The 11942-nt window shown below is 31.3% G+C and carries 12 protein-coding genes and 1 other annotated feature; of the genes, 9 read left to right on the top strand and 3 right to left on the bottom strand.

Features of this window, described 5'->3' with window-relative positions; all coding sequences use genetic code 11:
• Positions 1–402: 402 nt before the first annotated feature.
• Entirely contained in the window at positions 403–1413 is a 1011-nt protein-coding gene (locus CUL_RS0115750; RefSeq protein ID WP_025642670.1) for an ABC transporter substrate-binding protein, read from the bottom strand.
• A gap of 111 nt (positions 1414–1524) precedes the next feature.
• On the opposite strand from CUL_RS0115750, the gene pgsA reads away from it, so the two are divergent.
• The 5 genes from pgsA to CUL_RS0115725 all read left to right on the top strand — a co-directional run bounded on the left by pgsA (position 1525) and on the right by CUL_RS0115725 (position 7705).
• Positions 1525–2061 carry a CDP-diacylglycerol--glycerol-3-phosphate 3-phosphatidyltransferase gene (gene pgsA, locus CUL_RS0115745; protein WP_025642668.1) on the top strand — a complete coding sequence of 179 codons (537 nt, stop codon included), beginning with the start codon at positions 1525–1527 and terminating at the stop codon, positions 2059–2061.
• A 52-nt stretch (positions 2062–2113) separates the two neighbouring features.
• Positions 2114–2333, top strand: a binding site (T-box leader).
• Positions 2334–2414: 81 nt separating this feature from the next.
• Positions 2415–5066: a valine--tRNA ligase gene (locus CUL_RS0115740; RefSeq protein ID WP_097677647.1), complete on the top strand. Its 2652-nt coding sequence runs from the start codon at positions 2415–2417 to the stop codon at positions 5064–5066.
• A 54-nt stretch (positions 5067–5120) separates the two neighbouring features.
• Positions 5121–6416, top strand: coding sequence for a bifunctional folylpolyglutamate synthase/dihydrofolate synthase (locus CUL_RS0115735; protein WP_005588955.1), 1296 nt, complete (start codon positions 5121–5123; stop codon positions 6414–6416).
• Positions 6417–6474: 58 nt separating this feature from the next.
• A complete protein-coding gene (locus CUL_RS0115730; RefSeq protein WP_005588956.1) occupies positions 6475–6696 on the top strand; it encodes a hypothetical protein in 222 nt (73 codons plus the stop codon).
• Between the two features lie 73 nt (positions 6697–6769).
• On the top strand, positions 6770–7705 hold the full coding sequence (locus CUL_RS0115725) for a YncE family protein (protein WP_025642665.1): 936 nt from the start codon (positions 6770–6772) through the stop codon (positions 7703–7705).
• Here CUL_RS0115725 and CUL_RS0115720 read toward each other — a convergent pair.
• Both CUL_RS0115720 and CUL_RS0115715 read right to left on the bottom strand, forming a co-directional pair.
• The gene (locus tag CUL_RS0115720) at positions 7691–8242 is read right to left on the bottom strand and encodes a DUF4364 family protein (RefSeq protein WP_025642664.1); all 552 of its coding nucleotides are present in this window, start codon (positions 8240–8242) and stop codon (positions 7691–7693) included. The two genes, CUL_RS0115725 and CUL_RS0115720, sit on opposite strands and share 15 nt — an antisense overlap.
• 87 nt (positions 8243–8329) lie before the next feature.
• Positions 8330–8533 carry an alpha/beta-type small acid-soluble spore protein gene (locus CUL_RS0115715; protein ID WP_005588960.1) on the bottom strand — a complete coding sequence of 68 codons (204 nt, stop codon included), beginning with the start codon at positions 8531–8533 and terminating at the stop codon, positions 8330–8332.
• 270 nt (positions 8534–8803) lie between these two features.
• Here CUL_RS0115715 and CUL_RS0115710 point away from each other — a divergent pair, with 270 nt between their 5' ends.
• The 4 genes from CUL_RS0115710 to CUL_RS19230 form a co-directional block, all read left to right on the top strand.
• Complete coding sequence (locus tag CUL_RS0115710; RefSeq protein ID WP_051403580.1) at positions 8804–9577, top strand: polysaccharide deacetylase family protein; 774 nt, start codon at positions 8804–8806, stop codon at positions 9575–9577.
• 32 nt (positions 9578–9609) lie between these two features.
• The gene (locus tag CUL_RS0115705) at positions 9610–10665 is read left to right on the top strand and encodes a Mur ligase domain-containing protein (RefSeq protein ID WP_005588964.1); all 1056 of its coding nucleotides are present in this window, start codon (positions 9610–9612) and stop codon (positions 10663–10665) included.
• A gap of 216 nt (positions 10666–10881) precedes the next feature.
• Positions 10882–11445: a single-stranded DNA-binding protein gene (locus CUL_RS17750; protein WP_201767925.1), complete on the top strand. Its 564-nt coding sequence runs from the start codon at positions 10882–10884 to the stop codon at positions 11443–11445.
• Positions 11446–11504: 59 nt separating this feature from the next.
• Positions 11505–11942: helix-turn-helix domain-containing protein (locus CUL_RS19230; protein WP_025642661.1), on the top strand; the 438-nt coding region annotated here is incomplete at its 3' end.

The raw sequence follows: 11942 nt of genomic DNA, 5'->3' as shown, positions 1-11942 counted from the left end.
TTCTTGAAGAACTTGCACATCCTTATGGTTCATTTCATATTTCAATACTTGATCGCCTAGATCAGCTTGTACAAATACAGGATTGGCAAATAGAACTCCGGCTATAGTAAAAGATATAACTGTCTTTTTCAAAGGATCGACGCTAGCCATAAAAAACAACTCCTTTTTCTTCAGTATTATTATTTCTAATAATATTTAGTATACAATAAATTCGACAATAAATAAAGGGTAAATTGTAACTATTTTGTAAACATTTTTGTCCATTTTCGAAATAAACATCTGAAGCAGCTAAGATACTTGGTCTTATAACTTTTCTGAAAGAAGTGAAGAATCCCAAAACTTAGATTCTTCACTTCTTCCAATTAATAAGTGAAGAAATGTTTTAGACTAATTTATAATAATCTATTTTTTAATGTTTTCCATAGCCTTTTCTGCAAACTTGGTAGTTACTATTTTTTCGTAATCTGCTCTTTTTTCTAATTCTCCTGCTAATTCCATAATATCCATCATATGGTTTAATCCTTCCTCTGTTATTATTAAATCTGGCTTCCAACTATCCTGCTCTCTATATCTGTCGATTAATGCTATCAAAACTTCATCATCTGTATCTGGAAATTGTGGTTTTACCGCCTTTGCAATTTCTTCGGAAGAATGATTTTGAACCCATAACATTCCTTTATATATGGCATTGGTAAATTTCTGTACTAACTCCGAGTCTTTTTCTATAATGCTCTTTGTTGTAGAATAACATGTATAAGGTATATAACCTCCTTCCTTACCTATTGAAGCCACTACATAGCCTTTACCTTCTTTTTCTAGGGTAGCGGCTACTGGTTCAAACAATGAAACATAATCTCCCTCTCCTCCAACAAAAGCACCTGCCAACACATCAAACTGGATATCCGTCCTCAGATTTACATCTTCTCCTGGAGTAAGGCCGTGCTTTTTTACTACGTATTCCAAAGTCATAAAAGGCATTCCGCCTTTCCTTCCACCAAGTACTTCTTTGTCCTTAAGTTTATCAAAAGTAAATTCTGGATCAGGCTCCCTTGCCACAAGAAAAGAACCATCCCTTTGGGTTAATTGGGCAAAATTAATGGCATAATCTCCTCTACCTTGGGTGTAAACATATACCGAAGCTTCTGGTCCCATAAAAGCAATATCCGCCTCACCACTTAATAATGCTGTCATACATTTATCTGCCCCTTTTCCATCTGTAAGTTCAATTTTCAATCCTTCTTCCTCAAAGAATCCTTGAGTTATTGCTACGTATTGAGGGGTATAGAATAAGGAATGGGTTACTTCAATTAATCTAACTTTTCTTAGTTCTTCTTTTTTGCAACCGGTTAAATTTAAAGTCATCAGTAATGTAAGTATTAGAATTAAGGAAATTAATTTAAAAACCTTTGACAAACGTATCCCTCCTATAATATTATAAGAATAATAGTGGTCTTTTATAGTTATAATATTCTATTTACCATTTTTGGTTACTAACTAAATAGATTGTTAAAGAGAGGTTTTGTTATGAATATTCCTAATATGCTAACTATATTAAGAATCATACTAGTACCAATATATCTATGTTTTTTTTATTCAGCAAAAGAAAATCATTTACTCTACGCTGGTATAGTTTTTATAATGGCTGGAATATCTGATGTACTAGATGGATATATAGCGCGAAAATATAATTTAACGACCAAAATAGGAGCAGTATTAGATCCCCTTGCAGATAAATTGATGACCTTTGCCGTGCTGATAAGCTTTACTACAGCCCAATTGATACCTGCATGGGTTTTGTTAGTTATTGGAGTTAAGGAAGCATTGATGATAATAGGCGGATTTATATTATATTTACTTAAAGAAAAAAAAGTCCTTCCTTCGAATAAATATGGGAAGATTGCAACGGTTTCTTTCTATACTGCAATTCTTTCCATAGTATTTAAATTTCCCAGCCCGAATGTAACCAAATTATTGATTTTAACTACAGTAATATTAAATATATTAGCTTTTATAAACTATCTTGTAATTTATCTATCCAAGGATAGTAAAAACTATATTTAGATAATATTGACAAAGGTCAACATTATCTGTATAATATTCTCTAACAATTCTATATATTACGATGAAGAAGAGGAGTAGGTAATTATCCTATACAGAGAGAAAAGTCCCTAGGCTGAAAGACTTTTATAGGCAATTATTACCGAAGGTAGCTTCCAAGTATTTTAGCTGAAAACTAAAGTAGGCTAGAACGGATTAACCGTTATATATTTTAAGAGCCATAGGCTTTGCTTATGGAATTAAGGTGGTACCGCGAATTATCCTTCGTCCTTAGATTTTAAGGCCGAAGGTTTTTTATTGTGAACTAGGATAACGACCATTGTGGTTATGAATTGAATAAAAGAGGAGGAACTAAAATGATAGAAAATTTACCAAAAACTTACAATCCTAAGGGCTTTGAAGATAGGTTATATGAATTTTGGAAAGAAAAAGAATATTTTAAAGCTAATGTAGATAAAGGCAAAAAGCCCTATACTATTATGATGCCACCACCAAATGTTACCGGAAATCTTCATATGGGGCATGCGTTAAATAATACCATACAAGATATTCTAATTCGCTGGAAGAGGATGGAAGGGTATGAAGCTTTATGGTTGCCAGGAACGGATCATGCTAGTATTTCCACAGAAGCAAAAGTTGTGGAGAAGATTAGATCTGAAGGTAAAACTAAAGAGAAATTAGGCAGAGAAAACTTCATTCAAGAAGCCTGGGACTGGACTAGAAAATATGGTGGAAATATAAATAATCAGCTTGAAAAGATAGGGGTTTCTTGCGATTGGAGTAGGGAAAGATTTACTTTAGACAATAGTCTAAGCAATGCAGTAGAGGAAGTATTTATTAGACTATATGAAAAAGGTTTAATTTATAGAGGAGATAGGATTATCAACTGGTGTCCAAATTGTAAAACAGCTATCTCCGATGCAGAAGTAGACCATGAGGAAACAGTAGGTCATATTTGGCATATAAAATATCCTATTAAGGATGAGGAAGAGTATATTGTCATAGCCACTACAAGACCTGAAACCATGTTAGGGGATTTAGCTATAGCAGTCCATCCAGAAGATGATAGATACAAAGGTCTAGTAGGAAAAACCGCCATATTACCCTTGATAAATAGAGAAATTCCTATAATTTCAGATGAATATGTGGAGATGGACTTTGGTTCAGGTGCAGTAAAGATTACCCCATCCCATGACCCTAACGATTTTGAAGTAGGAGAAAGACATAATTTAGGCCAATGCATAATAATGAGTGAGGATGGAACCATTAACAAAAACGGTGGCAAGTACAGTGGATTAGATCGATACGAAGCAAGAAAAAGAATAGTAGAGGATCTGAAAAATGAAGGTTATCTAGCAAAAATAAAAGAACACGATAATAGTATAGGTCATTGCGAAAGATGTAAAACTGTAGTTGAACCTTTAATATCTAAACAATGGTTTGTAAAAATGGAACCTTTGGCAAAGCCAGCTCTAGATGCTTATAATGAGGGAAAACTAAATTTCATTCCAGATAGATTTGGAAAGGTTTATGCCCATTGGCTCGAAGAAATTAAGGATTGGTGTATTTCGAGGCAGCTATGGTGGGGACATAGATTACCTGTCTATTATTGTGAAGATTGTGAAGAAATAATGGTATCTAAGAAAAAGCCAATTAAATGTAATAAATGTAATAGCACTAATATATATCAAGATCCAGATACATTAGACACTTGGTTTTCATCAGCCCTATGGCCTTTCTCAACATTAGGCTGGCCAGAGGAAACTGAAGATCTTCAATATTTCTTCCCAACAGATGTTTTAGTAACAGGATACGATATCATATTCTTCTGGGTAGTTAGAATGGTATTCTCTAGCTTAGAACAGACTGGAGAAGTCCCCTTCAAGGATGTTTTTTTAACTGGATTAGTAAGGGATGCAGAAGGTAGGAAGATGAGCAAATCCTTGGGCAATGGTATAGACCCATTAGATGTAATAGAAGAATATGGGGCTGATGCTTTAAGGTTTACTCTGGTTACTGGAAATACGCCAGGAAATGATATGCGATTCCATATGGAAAGAGTTGAAGCCAATAGGAATTTTGCAAATAAATTGTGGAATGCTACTAGATTTGTGTTAATGAATACAGATGAGAAAGTAGCAATGGAAAAAGTAGATAAAGAATTTTTGGAAGAAGAAGACAAATGGATATTATCTAGAGTTAATAAAGTTATTGAAGAGATTACAGCTAATCTTAATAGATATGAGATAGGGATAGCAGCCCAGAAGATTCATGACTTCACATGGGATGAATATTGTGATTGGTATATTGAAATGGTGAAACCTAGATTATATGGAGATAATGTAGAAAGTAAAAGAACGGCAGAAAAGGTATTACTCCATGTTTTGGAGAATATTTTAAAATTACTACATCCCTTTATGCCCTTTATTACAGAGGAAATATGGAGACATTTACCTTCAAGGGAAGGTGCTTTAATCATAAGCCAATGGCCAATCTCCAATGAAGAAATGGAAAATGTAGAAGCTGAAAAAAGTATGGCTTTCATAATGGAGGCCATTAAAGGTATAAGAAATGCAAGGCAAGAGATGAATATAGCCCCTTCTAAAAAAGCTACTTTAATATTTATAACTAGGGATGAGGAGATAAAAGACATTATAAACTACGGTAAAAGATACTTCATTAATTTAGCCAGTGGAGAAGATATCCAAATACAAGAAGATAAATCCAATCTGGGGGAAGACAATATATCCGTAGTATTAGATAGATGTGAAGTATTTATTCCACTTAAGAATCTAATCGATTTTGAAAAGGAAATAGAAAGGTTGGAAAAAGAAAAGGAGAAATTGGCAGGAGAACTTAAAAGAGTTAGAGGAAAACTTTCTAATGAAGGGTTTATCCAAAAAGCACCAGAACAGGTTGTAGAAAAAGAAAAGGCCAAAGAAAAAAAATATCAGGATATGATGAATAAAGTATTAGAAAGACTAGAAAGCTTAAAATCCGATAATTAAGGCATAGGGTGGATAGTATCCACTCTATGAAAATAGAAAAGGCGAGGGAAGGTAATGAACTACGTAGAGGCTTTAAATTATATTAATGATAAAAATAAATTTGGGTCAAGATTAGGATTAGATGTAATAGGGAAACTATTAGATCTACTGGGCAATCCTCATTTGAACATGAAATACATTCATGTGGCAGGGACTAATGGAAAAGGTTCTACTTCTGCCCATATAGCATCAATATTGAAAGAAGCAGGCTATAGAGTGGGGCTATTTACTTCCCCATATTTGGAAAGGTTTAACGAGAGAATATCCATCAATGGACAAGATATTCCTAATGAAAGATTGGCAAAGATAACAGAAAAGGTTAAGGAAAAGGTAGAAATAATGCTACAAGAAGGCTATGAACATCCTACTACCTTTGAAATAGTTACTACTGTTGCCTTCGTCTACTTTAAAGAAGAGAATGTTGATTTTACCGTATTAGAAGTAGGTTTAGGGGGAAGAGCTGACTCAACGAACGTTATTGAAGATTCGTATGTCTCCGTTATAACTACTTTAGATTATGACCACACCGATGTATTGGGAGATACTTTAGGGAAAATAGCTTATGAAAAAGCTGGCATAATAAAAGAAAATGGTTTAGTAATATCCTATCCTCAAGAAGAGGAAGCTTTTAAGGTGATAGAAGAAGTAGCCATGGAAAAGAAAGCTAAATTAATCCTCTGTCCTATGGAAAAGGTGGAGATCATCCATTTAGGTCAAAAGGGGGGAGTTTTTAACTTTCAATATGGAGATAAAATCTATAAAGATATGGAGATTAGTTTAATAGGAGAGCATCAGGTATATAATGCTACATTAGCATTGATGACCATTCTGATTTTAAGGGATAAAGGGCTTATCCAGGTAACAGGGGAGCAAATTAGAAAGGGACTTAAAAACACTAAATGGCCTGGAAGGCTGGAGATACTTAAAACAAATCCTACCTTCTTAATCGATGGTGCTCATAATTTACAAGGGGCCAAAACCTTAGCAGAAAGTATTAAAAGGTTTAAATATAATAGACTAATCCTTGGAATAGCCATACTTAAAGATAAAGATGTGGGTCATATAGTGGAAACAATAGTGCCCTTAGCGGATAAAATTGTAATTACAGAGGTAAATATGCCTAGAAAAATGGAAGCGGAAGCTCTAGAGAAAATAATAAATAAATACAATAAAAATATCTATATTGAAAAAGATATAAAAAAGGCCATAGATAAAAGCTTTGAATTAGCAAAAGATGAAGATTTAATAGTGTTTGGTGGATCCTTATATCTAATTGGCGATGTAAGAAAAATCCTATTAAAAAATAATTAGTATATGTAACCTTCCTATAGAATATACATATTTATAGATTCTATAGGAGGTTTTTTTTATGAATAAAGTAAAATTATTTTCCTACACTAATTTGACAAATGAACAATTAATCGACTTTACTTTAGAAGAAATGGAAAAGCTGAAAGCTTTGTCAAATTTTTATGATTTAGATGAATATGAAAAAAGAGTCTCTATAGTAAATCAATTGATAATTGAGGTTAAAAGAAGAAACCTGTCCATTAAAAAACCTTTATTAGCTAGAAGAATTTTCAGCAAGTAGCAAAATATATTTAATCACCTTAATCCACTAAGAAGCATAGATTAACTTATATATAGTGGATGGAGGTGAGAAATTGATATTAAAGGGAAAAATATTAGTGGCAAATACTGGAGATGATACATTAACCTTTATAGATTTTGATAATAAAAAAACAGAGACTATCGATCTAAAAAGGAATATCCTAATTAATAATAGGAAAAACATTAGATTAGAAGGATGTTTTATTGGACCTTACGATTTAGTAACTAATGGACGAGGATATATATATATTACTAACGTCTACGATAATTCGATTTTTAAAATGGATTTGAAAAATAATAATATAGTGGATATTTTAGCGGTAGGAAGTTATCCAACCTGTATAAAATATTTTAATGATCATCTTTTTATAACTAATACAGATTCAAATTCCATATCTATAATAGACGAAGAAGATTTTTCCTTGGTAGAAAATATTCCAGTAGGTGAGAAACCAACTTATATAGAAATAGATGAAGAGAATATGAATATTTATGTAGTAAATAGCAATGGCTATAGTATAGATCTTATAAGCTTAAAGGGAAATGAGCATCGTAATATTAAACTTAGCAATAATCCTATTAAGATAAACATTTTTGAAAATCAAATCTATATTCTATCCAATGTTAATAATGGTGTAACCGATAATAGCCATATATCTATAATAGATTTAGAAACCTACGAGGAAAAGAGCAGTATTCAAGTTGAAGGGATTTATAGTAATATGCTAAAAATTAACGGCAGCGAAATAATATTTATTACAAATATGGACAATGGATACCTATGTAGAATGGATATAGAAAGGAAAAATTTATTAAGCAAAACTTATCTAAAAGGAATGCCTAATAAATTGGAATGGAATAGGGAAAACATTCTATTCATTACCAATATTTTAACCAATACCTTAACCCTATTCGATATAGAGGTCAATAGAGTAATAGTAAATATTCTAGTTGGCAAGGAACCCAATGGGATCCTAGCCCTCAATTGAAGCTATTTCTTCACCAACCAGCATATTTAATACATTCTTATAGATATGTTCAGTATTGTTTTCCCAAGTATGGCAAATCTTTTCAGCTTGTTTGGCAGTAGCCACGTTTATATAAAGGCTGAAAAGGGTTTCGTCATTCTCTACAAGTTTTAAATTGACCATAAATTGGGCATCATCTTTTTGAAAAAATTCACTTAGGACCTGAGTCGCTTTTTTTTCATCCTCTTTAATTTCGCTAAATTTGTTTGCAATTTCTTCTTTAATTTTTTTAGGTATTCTGTCTTCAAAATAGGATAAAGTTGCCTTCCCTTTATCCAACATTTTATATGTTTTTTTATTTTCTGTAATAGAGTATTCTATAAAGCTAGAGTTAATTAATTCTGACAAATATTGTTGTATCAAAAAATAATTCATATAATTATTTTCTAGCATAAATTCGGTAATTTGCTCATTGGTCAAGGGTTTTTCAGATCTATCAATTATATATAATAAGAGTAATTTATTTTGAGCTAACTCTTCAGTATTTTCGATAAACATATTGGACACCTCTTCGATTAATTATATTATAATAAATTATATCATAAATAAAGAGGTAAGTGGAATTCCACTTACCTCCGATAAAATTTATTTATTTGCCATTTGATTTTGGGCAGTTTCTACAAGTCTCTTTACCATATAACCGCCAACATATCCATTTACTCTAGATGGCAATTCGCCTTTATCTATACTGTTATAATTACTTAATCCTAATTCATTAGCTATTTCTAATTTCAATTGCTCTAGAGCTTGCCTTGCTTCGGGGACTAATATTTTATTATTATTAGCCATTTTTCCTCCTCCTTACAACAACATATTTGAGTCGTTGTATTAATAATATAACCATTTTTCTTTTAAATATCCTTGTAAATAATAGAAAAGTTTTAACTGACTTTAATCACATGTAAAGAATTACTAAGAATTATTCATATATTTCTAGAGACAATAATATTAATAATATAATTATTTTATTTTAAATTTTGATAATAATTAGCTTTTCAATGTAAGTAATATAAATATCTTTACAGAATAAATTGTATTATAGGGACTTTAGGAGGTGATATGTTGAAAAAAGCATATAGAGAAGATAATATAGCCTATAGAATATTAATACTCATATTTATCCTTATGATTTCCATCTCTTACACTACCATCAAAACCAATAGCAATTTTTTAGAGGTTTTTTCTTATAAAAAGGAATTGCCCATTTATAGTGTAGGTACAGATGAAAAAAAAATAGCATTAAGCTTTGATGCCGCTTGGGGCGATGAGTTTACTTTAGGTATATTGGATATACTTGATAAATATAATGTTAAATCCACTTTTTTCCTAGTTGGATTTTGGGTTGATAAATATCCAGAACATGTAAAAGAAATATATAATAGAGGACACGAGGTAGGAAATCATTCTACTAATCACCCATATATGACTAAATTATCTGATGAGGAAATAGTAAAGGAATTAAATACAACAGGAGATAAAATAGAAAAATTAATAAACGAAAAGCCTATTCTATTTAGACCTCCTTTTGGGGATTATAATGATAGAGTTATAAGCCTATGCAGGGAAAATAATTATTATGTAATACAGTGGGATGTAGACTCTTTGGATTGGAAAGAATTAGGAGTTCAGCCAGTAGTGGATAGGGTTACACGGAATGTAGGAAAGGGTTCCATAGTTTTATTTCACAATAATGCAAAGTATATTCTGGAATACCTGCCCATAGTTATCGAAAGGCTACAAGAAGAAGGTTATGAGATAGTGCCTATTTCGGATCTAATATATAAAGAGGACTTTTATATGGATAATACAGGTAGGCAAAGGTCCAACAAATAAACAAAAGTAAATTAATAATGAGGAGTATATACATGTCTAATGAAAAATTGATTTCAATAGGGGTACTAGGTTCTGGAAAAAACAATGTAACTTTTCATATAATAAGAGAAATATTTATTAATTCAGGTTATCAAATGATCAATTATCCCAACAATATAATCACTATATTGGCAAAAGATGATAAACTTCTATTGATATCAGAACTTACAACAAAAAATCTAGAAAGTATAGCAAATTTAAATTTATACTTCCACATTATTGTTCACACAAGTTTAAAGCAGGATGAATATAATAATCCTTTCCTAAAGGAGGTAGTTCGTAAGGCTCAATATATTGTAATGAATATAGATGAAAAAAATTCTATAAAGTTATTAGATAAAGAAGTACAAGGATTGATAATAACCTATGGATTGAATAATAAAGCGACTATAACTACCTCCAGCTGCATAGTATCTAACCATATCGAATTTAACCTATGCCAACAAAGAGCAATTTTTAATATAAATGGATCAAAAGCAGAGCCTATGGAAATACCAGTAATATTAAATCTAGTAGGAAGATCAAATATATATTATGGTCTAGCGGCCATATCTTGTGGATTGGTTTATGGGGAAAATGTGGAAGAAATGAAAAAAATTTTATCCAATATTAAGGGGATCTATAGACATTTGGAAAAGATATATGATAAAGAACATATGATAATAGATAGTAATTGTAATATACCTGCAGATTATAACTTAGTTTTTGAAGAGGCTCAAAATTTAAAATATAAGGGTATATACGTTGTAAATGGAATAGAAATAGACCAGGGAATTTATACAATAAAAGATAATTTAAAGACAATATTAAATTGGCAACCTATTTTGAATATAAAAAAGCTATTCCTATATTTAGATGAAAAGGAAGCTTTATTAAAGAATAATATCCATTTAATGCTGTTAAATCAAAAGGTGGATTATGAAATATTTTCTAGATTAGATAGATGCATTTATGCTGCAACTAAAGCATTATCTAAAAACGATCTTTTGATGATTTTAGGAAGTGAATCCCTAAAAGATAGTAGAGAATTCATAAATCAGCTAATTTAATTATTAGCTGATTTAAAAAAATATACTGGAAAAGCCAACTCAAATTTGATAAAATATTATCAAATTAATCTTACAAATGAATAATAATCTATAGCATAAGAAAAAGCTTTAAATCCATTATAAAAAAATTGGTAGCTTTATCATATTAATGGGAATCAACGAATAAACATAGTTATAGATTATGAAATACATAAGAATAAGGGGGAGATGATATTTGTGGTTGAGAGAACAATGGACACAAATGCGGTTGGGGTTATTGGGAAGGTAAATTCTCCAATGGAATTTAGCCATGAAATGTACGGGGAAGGCTTTTATAATTTCGATTTAGAGGTTCCAAGATTGAGTAATTCTGTAGACATATTACCAATAACCATATCTGAACGGTTAATAGTCGATATGGATTTATCCATAGGTTCTTATGTACAAATCAATGGGCAACTACGTTCCTATAATCGATATGTGGATAATACTAGCAGATTGGTGTTGACAGTATTTGCTAGGGATATTAAGATTCTAAAGGACGAAGAAGTGGATGAATTATTAAGATCTCCAAATGAAATTTTTTTAGATGGCTATATTTGCAAACCACCTATTTATAGAACAACTCCCTTTGGAAGGGAGATTTCAGATTTACTGATTGCGGTAAATAGAGCCTATAATAAATCCGATTATATACCTTGCATAGCCTGGGGAAGGAATGCTCGATTTTGTGAAAAACTATTGGTAGGAGATCATATTAAATTATGGGGAAGGATCCAAAGTCGTATTATTATTCTATGATAATGTCATATTAAATTCATTCTGATAAAATGTCATATATGAGAGAGGAGATATTTAATATGACTCAAAAAGAAATAACTAGACTTAGAGTCATTAATCAAACAGTTGATAAAGTAATAACTATTCGAGAAGCTGCTGAGATTTTAAGCTTAAGTGAACGCCAAGTGTTAAGGTTAAAGAAAGGAGTTGTAGAAGAAGGACCTGCGTTCATTATCCATAAAAACAGAGGCCGTAAACCAAAGCATGCTATATCGGATGGAACTAGAGATTTGATTATTAAACTTAAACAGACAAAATATAAGGAGGCTAATTTTAATCATTTTCAGGAATTAATTGAAGAACATGAAAATATTCAGGTAAGCTATCCTACGGTGTATAGAATTCTAACTGAGGCAGGTATTAAAAGCCCTAAAAAGCATCGTAAACGTAAGACACATCATAGAAGAAAAAGAAAACCTCAAAAAGGCATGTTAGTGCAAATTGATGCATCTCCCCAT

This window comes from [Clostridium] ultunense DSM 10521 (assembly GCF_000511955.1).
Lineage (GTDB): Bacteria > Bacillota > Clostridia > Tissierellales > Tepidimicrobiaceae > Schnuerera > Schnuerera ultunensis.
Note: the sequence above shows the minus strand (reverse complement) of the source record. Positions and strands in the feature narration are given on the sequence as shown.